General features: G+C 71.5%; 18 protein-coding genes. 7 read left to right on the forward strand and 11 right to left on the reverse strand.

Features of this window, described 5'->3' with window-relative positions:
* Positions 1-15: 15 nt before the first annotated feature.
* The 3 genes from ACZ5T9_RS05290 to fadH all read right to left on the reverse strand — a co-directional run bounded on the left by ACZ5T9_RS05290 (position 16) and on the right by fadH (position 4489).
* Positions 16-2685 (reverse strand): LutB/LldF family L-lactate oxidation iron-sulfur protein, encoded by a 2670-nt coding sequence (locus ACZ5T9_RS05290; RefSeq protein WP_464834274.1) that lies wholly within the window; start codon positions 2683-2685, stop codon positions 16-18.
* 253 nt (positions 2686-2938) lie between these two features.
* On the reverse strand, positions 2939-3691 hold the full coding sequence (locus ACZ5T9_RS05295) for a (Fe-S)-binding protein (protein ID WP_464834275.1): 753 nt from the start codon (positions 3689-3691) through the stop codon (positions 2939-2941).
* Positions 3692-3694: 3 nt separating this feature from the next.
* Positions 3695-4489 (reverse strand): 2,4-dienoyl-CoA reductase, encoded by a 795-nt coding sequence (gene fadH / locus ACZ5T9_RS05300; protein WP_464834276.1) that lies wholly within the window; start codon positions 4487-4489, stop codon positions 3695-3697.
* Positions 4490-4764: 275 nt separating this feature from the next.
* Between fadH and ACZ5T9_RS05305 the strand changes: the two genes are divergently transcribed.
* A complete protein-coding gene (locus ACZ5T9_RS05305) occupies positions 4765-4965 on the forward strand; it encodes a hypothetical protein (RefSeq protein ID WP_464834277.1) in 201 nt (66 codons plus the stop codon).
* A gap of 165 nt (positions 4966-5130) precedes the next feature.
* Here the strand turns inward: ACZ5T9_RS05305 and ACZ5T9_RS05310 are convergent, their stop codons facing one another.
* From ACZ5T9_RS05310 to serS, 3 genes are all read right to left on the reverse strand, one after another.
* The gene (locus tag ACZ5T9_RS05310; protein WP_464834278.1) at positions 5131-6531 is read right to left on the reverse strand and encodes an NUDIX hydrolase; all 1401 of its coding nucleotides are present in this window, start codon (positions 6529-6531) and stop codon (positions 5131-5133) included.
* Between the two features lie 207 nt (positions 6532-6738).
* Complete coding sequence (locus tag ACZ5T9_RS05315) at positions 6739-7002, reverse strand: hypothetical protein (RefSeq protein ID WP_464834279.1); 264 nt, start codon at positions 7000-7002, stop codon at positions 6739-6741.
* The gene (gene serS / locus ACZ5T9_RS05320) at positions 7003-8019 is read right to left on the reverse strand and encodes a serine--tRNA ligase (RefSeq protein WP_464834280.1); all 1017 of its coding nucleotides are present in this window, start codon (positions 8017-8019) and stop codon (positions 7003-7005) included.
* Positions 8020-8546: 527 nt separating this feature from the next.
* On the opposite strand from serS, the gene ACZ5T9_RS05325 reads away from it, so the two are divergent.
* The 4 genes from ACZ5T9_RS05325 to ACZ5T9_RS05340 all read left to right on the forward strand — a co-directional run bounded on the left by ACZ5T9_RS05325 (position 8547) and on the right by ACZ5T9_RS05340 (position 12593).
* Positions 8547-9062: a DUF1572 family protein gene (locus ACZ5T9_RS05325; RefSeq protein WP_464834281.1), complete on the forward strand. Its 516-nt coding sequence runs from the start codon at positions 8547-8549 to the stop codon at positions 9060-9062.
* A 191-nt stretch (positions 9063-9253) separates the two neighbouring features.
* A complete protein-coding gene (locus tag ACZ5T9_RS05330; RefSeq protein ID WP_464834282.1) occupies positions 9254-9868 on the forward strand; it encodes a hypothetical protein in 615 nt (204 codons plus the stop codon).
* Between the two features lie 212 nt (positions 9869-10080).
* Positions 10081-10821 carry an RNA polymerase sigma factor gene (locus ACZ5T9_RS05335; protein ID WP_464834283.1) on the forward strand — a complete coding sequence of 247 codons (741 nt, stop codon included), beginning with the start codon at positions 10081-10083 and terminating at the stop codon, positions 10819-10821.
* Between the two features lie 77 nt (positions 10822-10898).
* Positions 10899-12593, forward strand: a complete 1695-nt coding sequence (locus tag ACZ5T9_RS05340) for a hypothetical protein (RefSeq protein ID WP_464834284.1) — start codon at positions 10899-10901, stop codon at positions 12591-12593.
* Between the two features lie 184 nt (positions 12594-12777).
* Here ACZ5T9_RS05340 and ACZ5T9_RS05345 read toward each other — a convergent pair whose 3' ends face one another.
* The 4 genes from ACZ5T9_RS05345 to ACZ5T9_RS05360 form a co-directional block, all read right to left on the reverse strand.
* A complete protein-coding gene (locus ACZ5T9_RS05345; RefSeq protein WP_464834285.1) occupies positions 12778-13563 on the reverse strand; it encodes an SdpI family protein in 786 nt (261 codons plus the stop codon).
* Complete coding sequence (locus tag ACZ5T9_RS05350; protein WP_006903413.1) at positions 13533-13802, reverse strand: autorepressor SdpR family transcription factor; 270 nt, start codon at positions 13800-13802, stop codon at positions 13533-13535. Before ACZ5T9_RS05350 ends, ACZ5T9_RS05345 begins: the two co-directional genes overlap by 31 nt.
* A 173-nt stretch (positions 13803-13975) precedes the next feature.
* Positions 13976-14407 carry a PadR family transcriptional regulator gene (locus tag ACZ5T9_RS05355; protein ID WP_464834286.1) on the reverse strand — a complete coding sequence of 144 codons (432 nt, stop codon included), beginning with the start codon at positions 14405-14407 and terminating at the stop codon, positions 13976-13978.
* A 61-nt stretch (positions 14408-14468) separates the two neighbouring features.
* Positions 14469-15101, reverse strand: a complete 633-nt coding sequence (locus ACZ5T9_RS05360) for a hypothetical protein (protein WP_464834287.1) — start codon at positions 15099-15101, stop codon at positions 14469-14471.
* Positions 15102-15628: 527 nt separating this feature from the next.
* Here ACZ5T9_RS05360 and ACZ5T9_RS05365 point away from each other — a divergent pair.
* On the forward strand, positions 15629-16423 hold the full coding sequence (locus ACZ5T9_RS05365; RefSeq protein WP_464834288.1) for a thermonuclease family protein: 795 nt from the start codon (positions 15629-15631) through the stop codon (positions 16421-16423).
* Between the two features lie 182 nt (positions 16424-16605).
* On the opposite strand, the gene ACZ5T9_RS05370 is transcribed toward ACZ5T9_RS05365, so the two are convergent.
* A complete protein-coding gene (locus ACZ5T9_RS05370; protein ID WP_464834289.1) occupies positions 16606-18336 on the reverse strand; it encodes an MFS transporter in 1731 nt (576 codons plus the stop codon).
* Between the two features lie 912 nt (positions 18337-19248).
* On the opposite strand from ACZ5T9_RS05370, the gene ACZ5T9_RS05375 reads away from it, so the two are divergent.
* Entirely contained in the window at positions 19249-20205 is a 957-nt protein-coding gene (locus ACZ5T9_RS05375) for a hypothetical protein (RefSeq protein ID WP_464834290.1), read from the forward strand.
* The last annotated feature ends 116 nt before the right edge of the window (positions 20206-20321 follow it).

Below are 20321 nucleotides of genomic sequence, written 5' to 3' on the forward strand. Positions count from 1 at the left end.
GTCATGCACAAGCGATCACTGCGTTCCGTAGATCACGGCGTGGACGTGTCGCGGCCCGTGGACCCCCACCACCGGGTGCAGCTCAATGTCCGACGACTTGCTGGGACCGGTGATGAAAGTAACGTTCTGCGGAGCGGTGGTGGGGTCGGCGACCCCGTACCGGCCGGTGAGGCCCGTGATGGCCTCGGCCAGGGTGGGGACCAGCACGGCGCCGGGGACCAGGATCACCAGGTGCTCCGGCAGCAGGCTGACGGCCCGCCCGCGGCCCGCACCGTGGACCACGGCCACAGTGCCGGTGGCGACAATGGCGAAGTGGGCCACCACGATACCCAGGTCCGCGATGGCCACGGCCTCGCGCAGCCTCAGCGGGGAAAGGCCCGGTTCCTGGTCCCGCCAGCGGGTGATCTGGCAGCCTGCCTCCTCCAGGGCGTGAAGCACGGCTTCCAGGACCGGCCCGGCTCCCTCCGGCAGGTCCGGGGCGGCGGGGTCCCAGGCCACCACCCGCCGTAAGCCGCGAGACCGGACGAACGCGGCACAGGCGGCGGCGCAGGCCGCCGCCACGGCTTCGGGCGTTCCGCCCTGGGCGCGGGTCCAGGTGCCGTGGACGGCTTCCAGCTCCCGACCAAAGCGCTCGGGCCAGCCGGCAGGGTCGGGGCCCGGGTGGTCCGCCCGCGGCAAGCCGGCGGTGGGACCGGACGCCACCACGGGGAAGGGGGTGGAGGCAGGTGCAGCGGGCGCCAGGCACCGAGCCATCGCCCGGCCCGGGGTCCGGGGCTCGGACCCGGCCTCGGATCCCTTCCCGGATCCGTTCTCAGGCCGGGACCCGTCGTCGAACCGGGCTCCGGAGCGGGGGTGCGACGGCGCCTCGGCCGTACCTTGGGACCGGGTCGTCGGCGCGGGCTGGGGCTGGATCGCAGCTGCGTCCCTGGCCGGTGAGCCGGCTTCGGCGGAGGCGGGCGTGAGGGATGGACCGCGGTTGCCCCCGGGCTCGGCGTCCTGGGGCCCTGCGGGGCCGGGATCTACTTTCCGGGCCAGGGTGGCCCAGCGGGCATGGAAGGGCCGGGAGGCGACGGCCGGGAAGTCGCGGGAGGCGGTCCAGGCGCCCAGGGGCCCCGGCCCGCCGCGGAGGACGGTACCGGCCATCAGCCTGGCCTCCGGTTCGTCCCTGGTGTGGGATTCCGCATCGAGCCACGGCACCTGCACCCACGCGGCCAACCGGGCCGCCAGCCGGTACCGCCGCGGGTCGGAGAAGACCCACCGCCACAGGCGGAACGCCCACCGCTCCGCGTGGTCGTGGAGGCCCTTCGTGCCCGCCGCTGTGGCGTCGTCGTTGCCGGTGGGCGCCTGACCGGACCGCCCCCGGTTCACCACCTCTTCCCGCAGGTCGACCAGAAGATCGTGCAGCGGGATCATCACCGGACAGGCCTCGTAGCACGCGCCGCAGAGGCTGGAGGCGTAGGGCAGGTCGTCCCAGCCGTCCAGACCGCCCAGCAGCGGCGTGATCACGGCGCCGATGGGCCCGCTGTAGACGCCCCCGTAGGGATGGCCCCCGATCTGCCGGTACACGGGGCAGGCGTTCAGGCACGCCCCGCAGCGGATGCAGTGCAGGGCCTCCTGGAACCGCGTCCCCAGCAGGTTCGACCGCCCGTTGTCGACGATGACCAGGTGGAACTCCTCCGGCCCGTCGGCCTCGCCCGGGCGCCGCGGCCCGCCCACGAAGGTGGTGTAGACGGTGATCTTCTGGCCCGTGGCGCTGCGGGCCAGGACCTCCAGGAGCACGGCCAGGTCCGCCCAGGTGGGCACGACCCGCTCCATGCCCATGACGGCGATATGCACCCGCGGCAGGGAGGTGACCATGCGGCCGTTGCCCTCGTTGGTCACCAGCACCACGGTGCCCGACTCCGCCACCAGGAAGTTGACCCCCGAGATGCCCACGTCGGCGCGGAGGAACTTCTCCCGCAGCCGCCGGCGGGCGAAGGCGGCCAGGGCGACGGGGTCGTCGGGGAGCTCGTGGCCCGCCTCGCGGCTGAAGATCTCCTGGATCTGCTGCTGGGACAGGTGCACGGCCGGCGCCACGATGTGGGACGGCCGGTGACCGGCCAGCTGGATGATGTACTCCCCGAGGTCCGTCTCCACCACCTCGACGCCCGCCGCCTCCAGGTGGGGGTTGAGGTGGATCTCCTCGGTGACCATGGACTTCGACTTGACCACCCGCCGGCCGCCGGCCCGCTGCACAATGCCCAGAATGGTCTCCACCGCCTCGGCCGCCGTCGCCGCCCGGTGGACGTGGCCGCCCCGGGCCTGGACCGCGGCGATGGCCTGGTCCAGGTACCGATCGAGCTGGGCGATGGTGCGGGCGCGGATGCTGCGGGCCCGCTCCCGCCACTTGAGGGGATCGCCCAACTGGGCCAGCGCCTGCTCGCGGCCGTAGTGCTGGCGGTAGGTGGCGCGGGGGACGGCGACGCGGAGGAAGTCGTCCCGCAGGGCCGCGGCGGCTCGCTGCTGGAAGGGCTCGGCGGGGGGGCGGTGGGAGGGATTGGCGGGGCGGGGGGTGCTGCTCACGATGCGGTTCGTGGTCGTGCTCGCCACCGCACCGGTGCCGCCGGGCGCGGTGGCGGGCGCGGCGGCCCCCGCCGTGACCGCCGCACGGCGGGCTTCGGCGTGATCTGGGGTTGCGTTCCGCATGGCCGGTTCCTCCCCCCGGTACGTCGGTCAAGGGGTCACCCGCCGGACGAACCCGGCGGACGGCGCCCCGTCGTCGCGAGGCGGACCCGAGGCGGCCCTGAGACCGCCCTCGCAAGCGCCAGCAGGCTCCGGGTCGACCCGTGGGACCCAGGCGCCGGGCTACACGGTACCCGGCCGCCCGTCGCCGCTGCCATGGCACGGCACTCGTGGCCCAGGCCGCTCCGCCGGGCCAGAATGGTACCTCCCTGGGGGCCTACGCCGTATGCCGGGCGGACCGGGTGGCCTCATCGAGGAGCTGCGCCAGGTGAAGAACCCGCACCGGCCGGCCCAGGCGCCGCAGCCGCCCACCGACGTGCATGAGGCAGCCCACGTCGCAACCGACCAGAAGCTGGGCGCCGGTGTCCTCGACGGCCTGGACCTTGGCGTCGACCATGGCCGTCGAGAGTTCCGCCATCTTCACGGCGAAGGTGCCGCCGAAGCCGCAGCACTCGCCGGGGTGGGGGAGGTCCACCAGCTCCAACCCCTCCACCGCCTGCAGGAGGGCCAGGGGTTCCTCCACGAGGCCCAGTCCCCGCGCCATGTGGCAGGAGCGGTGAAAGGTGGCGACGGCGGGGTAACGGCCGCCCAGGTCCGTCCGGCCCAGGACGTGGACGATGAACTCCGACAGCTCGTACACCCGCTCGGCGAAGGCCGCCGCCCGGGCGGTCCAGGCCGCGTCGCCGGCGAACAGCCGCGGGTAGTGGTGCCGCACCATGGCCGCGCAGGAGCCGGACGGCGCCACTACCGGCAGGCCCGGCGCCTCCCGCTCGAAGGCCTCGATCAGCGCCCGCGCCACGTCCCGGGCCTCGGCGGTGTAGCCCGTGTTGTAGGCCGGCTGGCCGCAGCAGGTCTGCCCGGCGGGGAAGGTGACCTCGACCCCCAGCCGGCGCAGCAGGCGGACGGTGCTCTCGCCCACCTCGGGGAAGAACAGGTCGCACAAGCAGGTGACGAACAGGGCGGCGCGCACGGCTCATCGCCCCTGGCCCTTGAACACGCCCCGCCCCAGCCACTGCCCGCCGTCGATGGTCAGCACCTCGCCGGTGATGAATGCGGCGTAGTCGGACACCAGGTAGGCTGCGGCATGGGCGATCTCTTCGGGCCGGCCCATGCGGCCCAGGGGGATCGAGCGCAGCACCGCCTGCCGGACCTCTTCCGTGGGCCAGAGCTGGGGCGCGGCGCCGGTGCCGTCGACCGGGCCAGGGGCGATGCAGTTGACCCGGATCCCCTTGGGCGCCCACTCCACGGCCAGGGTGCGGGTCATGGCCAGGACGCCCGCCTTGGCTGCAGCCGAGTGGACCGTGCCGGGCCCGCCCGTCCAGGCGTAGGTGGCGATGATGTTCAGGATGTTGCCGCCCCGGCCCTGGGCGATCCAGTGCCGGGCGACGGCCCGCGTGCAGTAGAAGGTCCCGTGCAGCACGATGTTGACGACGGCGTTCCAGCCGTTGACGGACAGCTCCTCGGCGGGGCAGACGAAGTTGCCGGCGGCGTTGTTGACCAGGATGTCGATCCGGCCGAAGCGGTCCAGGGCGGCCTGGACCATGCGGTCGACCTGCTCGGGGTCGCGCACGTCGGTGGGGACGGTCAGGGCCTCGCCGCCCCGTTCGGCGATCTCGGCGGCGGCCTTGTCCAGGTTCTCCGGCTTCCGGCTGGCCAGGACCACCCGGGCCCCCAGGCGGGTGAACTCCAGGGCCATGGCCTTGCCGAGGCCGGTTCCTCCCCCGGTGATGATGGCGACGCGGTCCTGCAGCGTTCCAGGCGGCAGCACGTCGGTTCCCCTCCCATGACGCGGGTTCTTAGCAGACATTCCCTTTCGGAAGGCCGGATGCCTGCTGGGGGCCGGATGCCTGCTGGGCGCCGGGCCGCAAGATCCCGTCGCCCACGGGCGTAGTAGAGGGTAAGGGGCCCTTACGGGGGAGGCACCTCATCCGCCTGGGCCTCGACCTGGGTCCGGCTCGGGACGGTGCGACCCTCCGGACGGTCAGCGTGCAGGGGCTCGTTCTACCGGAGGGGGATGGTGCCGGTGGGAAGGTCGGCGAGGAGGTGGGCGAGGATGGTGAGAGCCTGGACGGCGGCTTCGCAGCGAACGCCATCGGCGGGACGTACGATGGCCAGAACCGGCTGGTGGAAGTATGGCTCGACTTTCCACGCCCGCTTCCCCGGGGTGGAGTGCTGGTTGTGCGGCTGACGAACCCGACAACGGTGGTGGGGGGTCCCTGGACCGTTTCCATTCCCCTGCGCTAGTCCCCTGCGCTAGCCGGGTGAGCGGGCGGCGCGGCTGCGGCGCCCCGGCCGCAGCGCCCGGGCCGGCCCCCTTGCCGGTGCCGGCTGACTTGTCTGTCGATTCAGCCGCCGGAGACGACGGCGCGGCCCCATAGATCTGGGAAGGATACCCATATGGGCAGGAGCCTATGGGAAGAACAAGGCCCGGGCCTGTCGTACAGCCGCCTGCATCCTCTCCCGGTCCCCCGCCGAGTACACCGACGCGAACTGCTCGGGGGTCAGAAACAGCCGCAGCCGGTGATCCGGTGACGGTGCGAAGGGCAGGACCTGTTCCACCATGGCCGCCATCAGCACGATGTAGGTCGGCTCGGAGTAGTAGTTCGAGCGAAGGGCGCCCAGGTACTCCACCTTGCCCAGGGTCACCCTGGCTTCCTCCAGGGCTTCCCGCCGGGCCGTTTCCTCCAGGCTGCGGTCACCCCGCTGAACGTGGCCGCCGGGGATGTCAAAGCCCCGGGATTGCAGAGTGACCGCGACCTTTCCCTCCCGGGTGAAAGCGATGACCCCCACGCTGGTGACCTGCTCGAAGGGGGGTATGAAGTCTTTCGGCACGGGAGTCAGGGTGACCCGGTGGCGGCTGGCCGGCAGCAGGTCGGTGCGCCGTCGGTCCTGCACAGAACGGGCCCGGTCGCCGGCGTTCCCGGCACCGGTCGGGTGGGGGGCGTTCCCCAGGGCGTCTTCCTTATCGTGGGTCTTACCGTGATCGTGGGTCTTATCGTGTGTCCCGCCAGGTATCGCGGGGGCATGGGCTGGACGGTCAGGGCGACGTACGAGGAGGATACCCTGTTGCCCGTCGGCGATGACCCGCACGGTCCGGCCCACCAGCGCCTGGGCCGGAAGCCAGGCGACGGACATGTAGCCGAAGCGGTCCCTGGGGACCCCCGGGGGAGGCAGCCGGTCATGCCGCGGGGCGAGATGGAAGCCGTCCTCCGTATCGAGCACCACGACCGGCTGGCCCTGACGCAGCAGGGCAGCCAGTCGCCTGTTCTCCCACAGGGGCCGGCGCCCGGTGAGCAGGATCACGGCGGGAGGCCCGCCCCGATGGCGACCCCGCCCGCCGGCGGCCGGTTCGTCCGGGCGGCCATGCCAATCATCGACGCAGGCCACGACGCCCTCGCAGTCGAAGGCACCCCATACGAACCGGGTCTCGCTCCACTTCTCATACCATGCCGCTTCCCGGGGCCACCGTTCTTCCACCGTCCAGCGGACCGGGTGCGGCGTGGCCCGCTCGGTGCAGCGCCTGACGGTCAACTGGTGGTTGTCGAACTCCAACTCGGCCAGAACGGACCGGGACCCCAGGGACGGGTACCTTGTCCGGTACCAGCTCCGGAGATCCCCGACCAGCTTGTCCAGGTCCAGCAGGTTCTCGATGTACGAAGCATTGCGGTCCCAGCGCGTGGTCTCCCGGTAGCGCACGGCACCGTCCGAGACCTCCAGGTAGTAAACCTCCCGGCCCCAGTGGACCTCGAGGGCGATGGTCTCGGCGGTCACCGCGGCGACCAGGGTTGGCGTGCCCGTCGTGTGGTCCATGGATTGGCGTGCTCCTCTCCCGCCGCGGCGGGTCACCGGTCCGGACCCACCAGCCGGCCCACCGGCGCCTGCGGATGCCTCCCGTTCGGGGTGGCGGGTGCCGGGCGGGGCGCTGGGCGTCTCTGCAAGAGATTCCCTGCCGCGGCGCTGCCGCCTGCCGCCCTCCCCCGGGACTGCCCCTCGGCGGCCGTTACGCTGCCGTTACACTTACGTAACCCGGGGGACCAGCGCCTCCAAGCCGCCCATGTAGGGCCGGAGGGCCTCCGGGATGCGGACGCTGCCGTCTTCCCGCTGGTGGATCTCCAGGAGCGGGATCAGGATCCGAGGCGAGGCGACGGCGGTGTTGTTCAGGGTGTAGGCGTACCGGACCCGCCCGTTCCTGTCCCGATAGCGGATGCGAGCGCGGCGCGCCTGGAAGTCGTGGAAGCTGGAACACGAATGGGTTTCTCCGTACCGGCCGCGGCTGGGCATCTAGGTCTCGATGTCGTGTTTCAAGACCTGTCCCTGTCCCATCTCGCCCGTACAGACTTGCACGACCCGGTAGGGTAGTTCGAGGGCCTGCAGGATGTCCTCGGCGTTTTTCAGGAGTTCCTCGTGGTAGCGGCGGGAGGCGTCGGGATCGGCCTCGCAGATGATCACCTGCTCCACCTTGAAGAACTGGTGGACCCGGTAAAGGCCGTGGACGTCGCGGCCCGCGCTGCCGACCTCGCGTCGAAAGCACGGGGAGAGTGCGCAGTAGCGCCGGGGCAACTCGTTCTCCTCGAGGGTCTCATCCATGTGGTAAGCCACCAGCGGGACTTCGGCGGTGCCGACCAGGTTCAGCTCGTCCCGCTCGAGCCGGTACACCTCCTCGCGTCCCAGCGGGAAGTACCCCGTGGCCGTCATGGCCTCGTCCCGGACCAGCACCGGTGGTGCCAGCAACGTATAGCCCCGCCGAAGCAACAGGTCGACGGCGAACCGGAGGACGGCCCATTCTAGGAGGGCCCCCTCGTTCTTCAGGAAATAGGCGCGGGAACCCGCCAGTTTCACGGCCCGCTCCGTCTCGATGATCCCCAGCAGCTGCCCGAGTTCCATGTGGTCGCGTGGCGGGAAGGGAAACGAGGGCGGCTGGCCCCACCGGCGGACCTCGACGTTGTCTTCGTCGGATGAACCTACCGGGGACGAGGGCGCAGGCGGGTTGGGCAGGCACAGCAGGAGGTGCTGGAGCCGGTTCTGGACGTCCCGCAGCTCGGGTTCCAGCTGTGCCAACCGCTCCTTGAGCACGGTCGCGCGAGTGAGGGCCGCGTGACGCTCCTCCGGGGGCAGGCTACCGATCCTCTTGGATAGGGCATTGCGCTCCGCCCGCAGGCGCTCGACGACGGCGAGGAGCTCGCGCCGGCGCCGGTCCAGGGTGACCGCCAGGTCTACCGTTTCAGGGTCGAAGCCCTTGAGTCGGGCCGCTTCGCGGATGCGCTCGGGATCCTTGCGAAGCAGTTCCGGATCGATCACGATCGTCTCCCCCTTCGGCACTGCAAAAAAGAGACTCCCGCCCTTCCGGGCGGGAGTCGTCCCGCGGTGCCACCGGACTTGGCGCCGTGACGGCGCCCGCTCGTGCCGCGTATCGGGCGGCAGCCGGCCGCCTTCCCACCAGGCCTGTGCACGCGACGGCGCGCGAACTGCATCCGTGGCTCGGCGGCGGGCTCCCGGGCGGATTCCCCAGGCGCGACCTACCGGCTTCCACCGTCCCGGCTCGCTGGGAGGCGCGCTTCCCGGGTACTCTTCCCGTTCATCGCCTTCGGAAATCGGAGATGGCCAGACCCCGTTGTCTGTCACGACGCTATCACGGATCCAGCGAGCGGGTCAACGGACCGAGGGCTCTAACAATAGGAACCAAGAAGAAGGGGGGCCGGGAGGCGCAGGAACCGCCCGGCACGATGTGCAACGAACTCTCTACGCGCGCCCTCGTTCGGAGCCCGGCGCCACGCCGCCGGCCGGGAGGCGAGGTGCATGATTCCCAGCCCAGGGAGGGAAGGCCCGTGCACGACCTGGTGGACGGCCCACGGTTGGCGGAGGTCTACCTTGAGGCGGTCAAGAGCCGGTTCCGCTACATCAAGGACCTCGCCGAGCGGGCGCTGGCGCAGGTGGACGACGACGCCCTCGCCTGGTCTCCCGGCGGGGAGTCCAACAGCATCGCGGTGCTCATCAAGCACTTGAGCGGCAACATGGTCTCCCGGTGGACCGACTTTTTGACCTCGGACGGCGAGAAGCCCGATCGCGACCGGGATGCCGAGTTCGTCGAAGAGCGGCTGCCCCGGCAGGAGCTGATGGCGCGCTGGGAGAGGGGGTGGCGGGCGCTCTTTGCGGCGCTGGATGCCCTGAGGCCGGGCGACCTGCTGCGGACCGTGTCCATCCGCGGCGAGCCGCACACCGTGATCGACGCCATCGAGCGCCAGCTGTTCCACACCTCCTATCACGTGGGCCAGATCGTCTACCTGGCCAAGGCCAGGGCTGGCGAGCGGTGGCAGAGTCTCACCATACCTCGAAGGCGATAACCGGAAGCGACTGTCCCTGCCCGTTCTTTCGGCCAGGGCCATCGCCTGACCCGTGCCCCCGGACCCCCGCACGGCTGCCCCGGTAAGCGGAGGGAGATGACTGCAGACTAGGCTACAGGGAATGGATTCACGCCGCACCGTGACCGTACGTTGTTCCGTATCTCGGGCGGCCCATCGGGGAGGGAGAGGGTGTGGTCGTCCTGCTGTTCGCCGGTCTTGCCGGGGTGTTGGGGGTGGTTGGGATCCGGCGATCGCTGGTCGACCGGGTGCAGGGCCATGGCCTGACCCGTCACCTGCTACGATTTCCGTGGTTCCACCGGGATACGGGCGCTGGCGGGTTCTTGCTGGCATCGAACCTGTTGCTGTTCGGCGCGGCGCTGGCGTTGCTGTCGGGCGTGGTTCGGCTACGGATTCCGTATTGGCACTGGCTCGTCATGGTCGATGCGGTCGTTACCAGTGTGTACCTTTGGCTATGCACAGCCGCCGCCTGCCGGGTGAGGGGCCGCGACAGCGTTCGGGTGGCACTCCTGGGCAGCAGCCCGTATTTGTTTCTGGCGGCCGCCTTTTCCTACCGGCTCGCGGATCTCAAGCCGGCGTACCCGGGAGACGACCTTGTCATGGCTGCCGTGGGCCTGATCAACTGCGGTGCTGGTGACCTCCGTCGCTTTAGCCACCTGCCTCCTGATCGTGGGTTTTTCGGGGCGCGCACTCGGCTGGCCTTACGGGTGGCAGGCGCACGGCCGGTCCCGCCCCGCCCCGTCCCATGCCACCGACCGGATCCTTCCCTCGCAAGAAGACTCCGGTGACCACCGTAGTAACGGGTGAAGGGTACTCTGCGAGGAGGCGACGGGCCATCTCCCATCGGCCGGCGGGGGGCTCGACCCCACCACCATTCCGCATTCGATCCAAGGCACCGCAAAGCGTCATGGCGTCATCTGAAGGCGTCACGGAGTCACCGGAAGGCGTCACGCACGCGCAGGACCCCACCGCATGTCCGGACGGTGCCGGCCCAACCCCGGTGGCCCCGACCCCTGCGGCCACCGTCCCGGCGGGCCTGACCGACGACTTTCCACCGGACCTGGTCGACCGGATTCGCCGGGGCGACCCGGACGCCGTGGCGGAGATGGTGCGGCGTCTTGGGGGATCCGTGCTGTACCTGGCCCGGCTCATCCTCGGGCCCGCGGGCACCGACGCCGACGCCGAAGAAGTCGCGGCGGACGCCCTGGTGGCCGCCTGGCAGCGGGCGGCCGAGTTCGACCCGGCGCGCGGCCGGTTCAGGACCTGGGTCTTCATGCTACTCAAGTACGCGGCCCTGGACCGGCGCAGGCAGCTCAAACGCGAGCTGCGCCGTCGCAGCGGGTGGCTGCACAGGGCCGGGGCCGGCCCGGGAAGGCGTCCCGGTCCCGCGTCGCACGCTGGCGGCCCGGCTTGGTCCAGCCTTGACGAAGGCTTGCCTTCGGGCGGCCACGCCCTGGTCTCACCGGCGGACCCCGCCGAGCTGGTGGCGGCGCGGGACGAGGCGGTGCGGCTGCGCATGGCCCTGGAGTCCCTGTCCCCGGCGGAACGGGACCTGCTGATCCGCCGGTACTGGATGGAAGAACCCATCGAACGGATGGCGCGGGAGGCAGGCATCTCGCGGAACGCCATGGACAGCCGGCTCTGGCGGGCGCGCCAGGCCCTACGGAAGGCGCTGGTCGAACGGGCGCCAGCGGCCGGTAGGCGGCCGGCATCCGCCGATAGGAAAGGAGATCCCACATGACGCGGCAGCGAATGGGACGCAGCGGGGACCGGCACGGGGGAAGAGGGGGGCGGCACGTACAACGGAGCCATCCCGGTGTGAAGCTGCTTCGCCTGGCGCGGGACCGGCGAGGACCCGACTCCACGGGCGATGGAGAGTCGGCGCGCGTGACTCCCCGCTGGACCGCTGAGGAAGCCGCGTTCCTGCAAGAGCTGGGCATTCCCCCTAGCCGCCTGGAAGCGGTAGGGCATCTGCTCCTCGAACGCGTGGCGGTATCCGCGCCTGCGGCGCCGGCAGGGAGCCTGGAGCGGCTGCAGGAGCGTGTTGCCGCCCGGATGGCCATGGGCGCGGAGTCCAAGGACGGCCTGGCCAAACAGGGCGCCGGCTCACGTCGGTCCTTCCGGGGCCGGCCTGTGGCTCAGGGTGCTCTCGCCAGCTCCCGCCCATGGCTCGTGGCCGCAGCGGTCCTGGCCGCGGCGGGCCTGCTGGTCTGGACGAACCCGGCCGTGGTCCAGGCCGCGTTGGAGCACATTGCCCGGTGGCTGCCGGGGGCCGGGTTCGTCCGCGAGGAAGGGGCCAAGGTCCGGGCGCTGCGGGAGCCTGTCTCGGTGCCGGTGGCTTGGCTCGGCCCCGGCCCGGACCGCCTGACCGTCGAGTCGGTGGTGGCGCTACCGGAGCTGACCGAGGTCCGGATCCGGATGGGTGGCGACGGCGCCAGCGGAACCCGGGGCGGCACCAACCGGGAGGGGGAGGGGGAGCGGGACGGGAGCGATGAGCTCATGCACGGATGGGCCCTGCAGCTGCCCGATGGAACGGTCCTCACGCCCAAGGTGGTGTCGTGGGGGCCGGACGACCCCCTGTACCTGTGGTTCCCTCCCCTCCCGACGGGGATCGCAGAGGTGACGCTGGCCCACGAGCCGGACCTGCGGCTTCCCCTGGTCCTCGTGGATGGCGCTCGTGCCGGCAGGGCGGCCATGGATCCGGATGCCTGGTCCAGCGCCCGGGCGGGGCTGCAGCTCGGCGTTCCCCACCTGGTCGGGGGACGGGACGAGGTGGTCCTCCATCTAGAGGTGCGGCCAGCGGCCGGTTCCGGCGCATCGCGGCCGGACGGTGCCGGCGCCGTCCCGGACGCGAGCCAGGGGCCGGGTGAAGCCGGCGACTCCGGGCAAACAGCCTCCTGGCACTTGGTCGGGGTGGAGGACCTGCGCCTTGCGGGCCCGCTGGGTACCCGGCTGGAGCTTGCCGACGTGCAGGTGCCCCACGGCTGGGTTGACGCCCCCACCTTCCAGCTGGTGGCACGCTTCCGCGGGGTCCTTCCGTCCTGGGTCCGATCGCTGCACCTGTCGGCCTCCCGCATCCGCGTGCTCGAGCCGGGGGCTGGGGTGATGCGGATCCCCCTGGACGAACTGGCGCCCGGCAGCACCCGGCGTGTCGACCGGCGCGTCCGGGTGGGTCGGTGGACCGTTGCGGTCGAGGAAGTAGCTCGGCCCGACGGGGCGCGGATCGTGTTGAACCTGGACCTGGGGCCGGCGCAGGACGGGAGGGTGCTCGAGCGCGTATCCGTCACAGCGAGCGTCATCCCTGAAGGTGTGGCGGAAGTCTCCCCCGGAGCGGAGGCGGGCTGGATACCGGACGGCGTGGCCACCGAACACGACCCCCACACCGGCCAGTTGGACCGAGTGCACTTGACCTATCCAGTCCTTCTTCCCCGGGACGGGGTCCTCGTGGTCCGTTTCGCCACCCCGCAGTCAGTGGTGGACGGCCCGTGGTCGGTGGAGATCCCCTTGCGGTGACGGCCCTGCCGGACCGAGGCACCCCGCCACTGGGACGAACCGGCGGCGGGGTGCCAGGCTGGGCGAGGGAAGAGGGGCCCGGGCAGATCCGGCGCCAGGATCGGGTACGGGTCGATCGACCCGCACCCGTTTCCCATCCTTGCGGTCCTCGCGCGTTCCGGGCCGGCCACGCCGGCTTGCCCGTTCAGCCCATGTCGGCGCCGTTCAACCGCCGCCAGAGCAGATACGAGTAGACCGTCGTTCCCATGGTGACCCCGATGACGCTGGTGAGGATCACCGGCACCGTCCAGCTGGGCGGTAGGAAGGCGGTCGTCGCGATGGCCAGCCCCGCGAGGATGAACAGCCAGCCCCCGGCACGATGGGTCTTGCGCCACACCGCCTCACTGGACAGCGTCCACGGCGTGCGGATGCCGAAGAAGAAGTTGGGGCGCACTTGACCCATGACGTTGCCCATGATGATCAGCATCAGGCCGACGCCAAGACCGATGACCCGGTCGACGGCGACAGGGATGCCGAGGCCGGTCATGAGGACCACCGCGTGGACGCCCAGCAAGAACAGGACGATGATCTGCCGGACCAGCCGGTAGGCGCCTGCGAACCGGGGGTAGTTGGCGCGGCGCGGGTCGATGGACGGAAGAACCTTCAGCAAGAGGTACGTGCCCGCCGCCGTCGCCCAGCCGAACCACGCTGCGAAGGCCCTGGGGGCCCATCCGTCTGGCTGCCCGGCCGCGTTCCAGTGGATCACCATCTGATCCGGGAGGCGCGGGTAGACCGCGGCAGTTGCCAGGGCCGCCAGGGCGAGGAGCAGCCATTCCAGGTCGTGGCGACCGCGGTCGTCCCGGTCCGGCCCCTGGCCGTCTTGCGACGGAGCCGCATGCCCACCGCGCGTGGACGTCGCGGGGGCGCCGGCTTCCGGGCCGGCCCCGGGGCCGTGGGAGGTCACCGCGGGCCCGCCAGGTCCATCAGCCATGCGATCACCTCCTGGAAGACCGTGGTGTTGAGGGAGTACACCACGTGCTGCCCTCGCCGCTCATCCAGCACCAGCCCCGCCTGCTTGAGGAGGCTCAGGTGGTGCGAGATGCTGGCCTGGGTGACCGGGAAGTGGGCGGCGATCTCCCCCGCCGTCAGGTCGCGGTCGCGGAGCAGCCGCAGGATGGCCCGGCGGGTGGGGTCGGCCAGGGCTTTGAAGACCAGCTGGGGCTCACCCACGCTGTGCCTCCTTGAGGCGGTTTTTAGAAGTTTGTCTGAATATTAAACTACGTATCGTGAACCCATCAAGGGGTGCATCCCTTGGTCGCGGGTTCGCGGGGGTCTGGCCCGGTGAGGCGGTCAAGAGGAGGTCCCTTCGGGGGGGCGGCCCCGGTTGTAACGGGCGGGCGCGGTCAGGGGCCCGCACCCCCACGGAGGGGGATGGCGGGGTCGGGGGCGGAATCGCCGCGTCCGCAGGTCGGGTTGGGTGCGCCGGTGGCGGGCTGGCCCGCCACCACCGCGTCCACGCCCTGCGCGAACCGTTGCCACTCGTCCACCCAGCGCTGGAGGACCTGCTGGCCGTGAGGCAGGATGCGGTAGTACTTGCGTGGCGGCCCTTGCGGCGAAGGCTCGAAGTATCCTTGGACGAACCCGGCCCGCTCCAGGCGGGCGAGAACGGGGTAGATGCTTCCCTCGCTGACGAGGTGAAGCCCGCGCCGGCCGAGTTCTTCCACCATCTCGTAGCCGTAACGGGGCTGCTCGGCGATCAGGGCCAGAAGCAGCATGTCAAGCACGCCTTTGAGCAACTGGCTGCCGCGGGTTTCGTCCCGGTTACGGGCGGGCATGGCGCGAACACCTCCTCCAGCAACGGTGGTCTGCGATTATTAAGTCCATGGAGCTTTCCGCCTACCGGACGGAGGCCGGTGCCCGCGGCCGACCAGGGTCCCGAAGAATCGCCAGCCCGCTGATCGCCATGCAAGCCGCCATGACGAGCAGTGCCTGCCACCGCGGGACCGCGAAGAGAGTCCATTGGGGGACCCAGGGCATGACCGGGCTGAGGAGCAGCATGCCGGTGAAGGTGCCGATCGCCGCCGCGACCCACAGCCGCCCGTAGCGCTCGTTCGCGCTATTCGCCAGCCAGCGCGCCCCCAACCGGGGCATAAAGAGGATCCCGACACCCGTTGCCATCCACAGCACCTGAAGGAGATGAGCTACCTCCACCACGACCACAGGTTGAAAAAGGACGGCCGGCAACAGGGTGAAGAACACTGCCAGCGCGATGATGTGTGCCGCGAACAGCAACCGCTCCCAGCCGGAGCGGTGGCGATCCACGGCGCGGCGCCACTCCTCGGCAAACCGGGCGATGTCGGCGCCGATCACGGTCTCCACGGATTTACCGACTGCCACGGCTTGCTCGAGGTGGACCCGCAGCTCTGCTGCCATCTGGTCGACCTGCGTGCGGGGGAGGCCTGCCGCGACCCAGTAAACGATGCACGAGTCAACGGCCTCGGTGACGGGGTTGTCCGGACCGCGCAGCATCACGCAACCCTCCCGGCCCTGATGTCTTGTAATGCAAGGTACCCTTTTGAGCATAGTGGATGGTATCGTGTTTTGCAACATAGTCTGGGAAGACCTGATTCACGGGGCCGGCAGGCGGCTGGCGGCACGAACCCAAGCCGGCGCCCCAGCGGGTTGGCTGTGTCGCCTCACCACCCGGCGCGGCCCTTGACGGTGCCCGCACCTGCGGCACACAAGTAACGTGGGTATGGTGCAGTACCTGCGACGGGGAACCCGGCGCGGTGCCATCGCCGCCGGGGTCAGAGACAGGCCGGATCCCGCGATCATGCTCGCCAAGGAACTGGGGAGGAGTGGGCGAGCGATGGAGAACCTGACGGTGCGCAAACCGGCAGGGGCCGGCGTGCCAGTGCGGGGCCGTCCCAGGGGGGGCTGTCCTCCGAGCAGTGCTGCTGGCCGTGCTGGTGGTGGCCGTCGCTGTCAGCATGGCGGGGTGCGGCGCTGCGACCCAACAGCCTGCGGGGGAAGGCCCATCGGAGGCGGTGCCGTCGGTGCCGTCCGAAAACCTCGACAACTCCACCGGTACCGGCGGCGCCGGGGCCCCTTCGGCGGGCGGGGTGCAGCCTGCGGCGGAGCCGCTGCGGGGAGGGATCACCCTGGCCCGGGTGGTGGAGGTCATCGACGGGGATACCATCGAAGTCCGGCCCCTGGCCGGGGCGCCGCTTCCCGCCACCCGCATCCGGCTGATCGGTGTCAACACCCCGGAGATCCACGGCCGGGTGGAACCCTATGGCTTTGAAGCCGCTCGCTTTACCGAGCGCCAGCTAGCCGGCCGGCAGGTGTGGCTGGAGAAGGACGTCTCCGAAACGGACCGGTACGGGCGTGCCCTGCGATACGTGTGGCTGGTGGAGCCGCCCGCCGACCCCGCTCCGGCGGACGTCCGCCAGAGCATGTTCAACGCCGTCCTGGTGCGGGAGGGTTACGCCCAGGTGGCTACCTACCCGCCCGACGTGCGCTACGCGGATCTGTTGGTCGAACTCCAGCGAGAGGCCCGGCAGGCGGGCCGCGGCCTCTGGGGCGAAACCGGCGGCGCTTCCGCCGGTGGCAGCGGATCCGGGTCAGCCGGTAGCGGCGGGGCCCGGTCAGGCCGTGCGGTCGCCGGGGCCGGTTCGTCCGGCGGGGGCGGCCGGGCCGGCTGCGACCCGGCCTATCCCGGCGTGTGCATTCCGCCGCCGCCGCCTGATCTGGACTGCGGCGACCTCTCCTACCGCAACTTTCGCGTCCTGCCCCCCGACCCGCACCGGCTGGACGGCCGCGACCGCGACGGCATCGGCTGCGAGTCGTGACCGCGAGTCGTGACCCAGCAGGCCCCACCGCCGGTCCTTGCTCGGGGCATGGGCGCGGGACCCTGCTTGGGGCACCGCTCGCGAGGCCCGCTCGCAGCAAGGTTCGAGGGGTGCGGCACCGGCCGGGTTCCCGGGCTCTGGCGCACCGGCCTGCCCGTGCACCGGCTTCCCCGGGGTGACCATCACAGCGGAGTGGCGGAGACCTCGGCCGAACCGGCTGCGCCGGACCCGGTCGAACCGGCCGAGCGGCGCCGCAAGGCCTCGGCCGTTTCGGCCAGCCGGAAGACGGCCAGGGCGCCGAGGCTGGTGGCCGCCGTGAGGGACCAGAGGGCCACCATGCCCAGCCGGTCGGCGATCAGCCCGCCTCCCAGGGGCCCGGCCATCCAGGCCACCCCGGCGATGGTGCCGGCCAGCCCCTGGTACGAGCCGCGGCGGTCGGCGGGCGCGACCCGTGCCACGGCGGCACTGTATGACAGCGCGTGGAGCACCTCGCCCACCGTGATGATCACCATCGCCGAGGCAAAGAGGGCGTAAGCCGTCCACTCCGTCGTGAAGGTCAGCAGGCCGAAGCCCGCGGCGTGCAGGGCGGCGGAGGCCTTCAGCATCCCGTCCAGGGTCCAGCCCCGCCGTTCGGCCCAGGCGGAGGCCACCGGAGTCAGGGCGACGACCAGCACCGCGTTGAGGCTCCAGAGCAGGCCGTAGGCCGCTTCGCTGAACCCCCGGCGCGTCATGTCGACCGGCAGGGCCGTATGCAGTTGGGCATACGGGAAGAACAGGCCGACGCTGCCCACGGCCAGGAGCACCACCGTGACGAGTCCCTGGGCATGCCAGGCGGCCAGTCGCGTGTGCCAGGCCGGCCGGGCCGGAACCGGGTTGGCGACCGGCCGCTGCGGCCCCGGCGAGATCTGTGGCAGCGGGCCCGCCGCAACGCCTGCACCACCGGAATTCCGTGCGGGGTGCGCCTCCGCGGTTGCCGCGGCCGGGCGGGCGGGCTCATCCCCTGGGGTGGGGACCCGGACCGAGGTGGCTCCTGCGGCGTCCGCGGGCCTGCCGGGGGGATCGCTGGCGGCTTCCGCAGGGCTTGCAAATCCGGCCTCCGCAAGCTTGCCGGCGGCCGCCCCGGACCCGTGGCGAGGGCCGGCAGGCTCCCCGGCAGCGGTTCCGGCCGTCCCCGGGGCGGGCGTTTCCGGGGCGAGGCCGGTGGAGGGGCAGGTGCTCCGCCGGCGCCGCCGGCGGAGCGTTTCCCCGTAGGGATCGGGAACGGCCTTGAGGAGAAGCAGCGCGAAAGCGGCATAGGTCAGGGCGTCCGCCCAGAAGACCACCCGGAAGGACCAGCTGGCCAGGAGGCCGCCCAGGGCCGCGCCGGCGGCCACGCCCAGGTTGTTGGCCATGTAGAGGAGCCCAAAGACCTGCCGCTCCCGCCCGGGAACCAGGTCGCTGACCAGGGCCTGGGAGGCAGGCCGGAACAGGCTGATCGCCAGGCCGAAGACGACGGTGACAGCCGCGTAGGTGGTGGCCTCCTGCCGCCAGCCCAGCACGAAGGAACAGGCCGCGGAGCCGAGCAGGCTCCAGAGCAGGACGGGCTTTCGCCCTGTGCCGTCGGCCAGGCGGCCGCCCAGGGCGGCGCCCAGGGTGGCAGACAGCGAGTGGAAGAAGGCCACCGTGCCCGCCCAGGTCAGATCCCGGCCCAGCACTTGCACAACGAAAAGGGTTGTCAAGGGGAAGACCAGCCCGCTCCCCAGGGAGTCGACCACCTGACCGGCGGTGAGCCAGTACACGGAAGGTGGGAGTCCCGAAGGCACCACGGTCCTGACCAGGCGGGCCATCCAGGCCGCGGGCGGGTAGGCTCCGCCTGCGCGGTCGGGTTGCCTGGCCCCGCCGGTGCGGCCCGGATGCCCGGCGATGCGTTGCATAGGTTGGCACTCTCCTTCTTCAGGTCAACGGGTCACCCCGCGGAACCCTGCTGGGGATCCCACAGGGAACGCCGCGCTGGACACGGCGCGGGCGCTGCGCCGTGCCCAGCGCACCTCTTGAACCGGCACTTCCCCGGCGCCGCGCCACCGCAGCGCGTCTCCTGCACCGGCACTTTGCCGGCACGACACCGCTGCAGCGTACCCCCTGCGCCTGCTGCTGCGCGGATACTACGCCGTCGCCGACCCTGTGCCGGCGTGCGTGGGTGCTACGCCGCCAGTGCGCCTCTTCGGGGCCGGCGCTCGATGGGCACGGCGCGGTAGCGGCGCCGGCCCAGGGACGGGACCGCGCCGGTCCAGCGCCGGCGGTGCACCGGGTTGCATTGGATTGCGCGGATTGCGGGGACCGGCCGGCGACGGTAGCGAGCCTCGCGTCGCGGTCGCGATCCTGGAGGGATCAATGGAGGCCGGGGGGCATCGTGAGGCAGCCGGGACCGCCCGCTCCAGCCGGTGTCCCCATTCGAGGCGCGGTTGTTCCGGCCCCAGGCGTGACGGTGCGCATGGCTGCCTCCCTCCCCTCTTCTTCCAGAAAGTGGTATCATGGAAGCAAGACATCTGCTTTCTAGCATGCAGCGGGCCTGCGCGTCAACGGGGGCTCCGGGTCGGCTCCAGGTCGCGGCCAACGGATCTCACCCGGCCCGGGCCCTCACCCCGTGTACCGGGGTGTAGGGTCTGGTTCGCTCGGACGCGGCAGCAGGATGCTCGCGTTGGTTCCTTGCAGGTTCGCCGGCCCGCTGGCCTGCCGGCCTGCCGTTTTACAGGTCTTTTACATTCTCCATAAACGGGCGCAACACGGGCCGGGTACCGTAGTCATTGCCAACCCACACCGGTGCGGGTGGAGAAAGGAGGCCCATCATGAACAACCGCAGGTGGTTGGGCGGCCTGCTGGGGGCCGGGATCGTGGCCGCCGTGGCGGGGGTGGTGACCGCCCGGGCCGGCGCGGCCCAGCCGCTGTCCGGTCCCTTGGACGCTTCGTTGGGTGGTCGCGTCGCGGTGTTCCCGGCGGAGGATCGCGGTACCGCGGCCGGGGGTTCCTCCGGCCCCGACACGTCCACACAGGATGCTGCCGGCACGGCAGGTGCAGCCCGGGATCCGTCGGTCGATCCGTCGTCCCTGACGGGCACCTTCGTTCGGCGTCTGGCCCAGGCGCTTGACCTGCCCTGGGAGCGGGTAGACGCCGCCATCCGGGAGGTGCTCACCGGGATGGTGGACGAGGCCGCCCAGAACGGGCGGCTCTCATCCGAGCAGGCCGCGGCCCTGCGCCAGCGGATCGCCCAGGGGCAGTACCGGCTGGTGCCGCCCATGGGGGTGCCGGGCCACGGACAGGGCGGCAAGCACCGGCGCGCCGGGCCGTTCCTAAAAGGCCAGCCGGCGCGCCTCGGCGGCTTGCTGCAGGCGCTGAGCGACACGCTGGACTTGACTCCGGGCCAGATCCTGGACCGGCTCTGGCAGGGCAAGACCCTGGCTCAGATCGCCGAGGAGCAGGGTGTCCCCCGCCAGCAGGTCACGGACGCCATCGCCGGCCCGGCGAAGCGGCGCCTTGAGGCAGCGGTGGCCGCCGGGCGGCTGACCCCGCAGCAGGCAAGCCAACGGCTCGAGCGGCTGAAGGAACGAGCCAGCGCGCTGCTGGACCGGCAGTTCACCCCACCCGGCGCCGCCCGTAGCGGTGAAGCCGGCGCCTCCCGTTCGGCCGCAAGCGGCGATGCCGGCTCTGCCCGTGGTGAACCCACGGCTTCGGTCATGGGCACCACCGGGACGTCGTTCGTCGTGCCGCCAGACGGTGGGGCAGGCTTCGGCGCCGGCGCGATGTGAATCGGGCGCGGCGAGAAGCTCGCTGCCGCGACTGGGACCGGCAGCCGTAGGGGTCAGGAACCCGTAGCCACAAAGAGTGCGTCGGTGGGCGGGCCCCAAGGGGGCCCGCCTTGTTG

It is taken from the genome of Thermaerobacter nagasakiensis (genome assembly GCF_055396825.1).

Bases quoted from the DNA above. Each gene is read 5' to 3' on its own strand.
- ACZ5T9_RS05290 (WP_464834274.1), bottom strand. From the start codon at position 2,685: ATGCGGAACGCAACCCCAGATCACGCCGAAGCCCGCCGTGCGGCGGTC.
- ACZ5T9_RS05310 (WP_464834278.1), bottom strand. From the start codon at position 6,531: ATGGACCACACGACGGGCACGCCAACCCTGGTCGCCGCGGTGACCGCC.
- ACZ5T9_RS05315 (WP_464834279.1), bottom strand. From the start codon at position 7,002: ATGCCCAGCCGCGGCCGGTACGGAGAAACCCATTCGTGTTCCAGCTTC.
- ACZ5T9_RS05345 (WP_464834285.1), bottom strand. From the start codon at position 13,563: ATGGCTGATGGACCTGGCGGGCCCGCGGTGACCTCCCACGGCCCCGGG.
- ACZ5T9_RS05355 (WP_464834286.1), bottom strand. From the start codon at position 14,407: ATGCCCGCCCGTAACCGGGACGAAACCCGCGGCAGCCAGTTGCTCAAA.
- ACZ5T9_RS05360 (WP_464834287.1), bottom strand. From the start codon at position 15,101: ATGCTGCGCGGTCCGGACAACCCCGTCACCGAGGCCGTTGACTCGTGC.
- ACZ5T9_RS05370 (WP_464834289.1), bottom strand. From the start codon at position 18,336: ATGCAACGCATCGCCGGGCATCCGGGCCGCACCGGCGGGGCCAGGCAA.
- ACZ5T9_RS05375 (WP_464834290.1), top strand. From the start codon at position 19,249: ATGAACAACCGCAGGTGGTTGGGCGGCCTGCTGGGGGCCGGGATCGTG.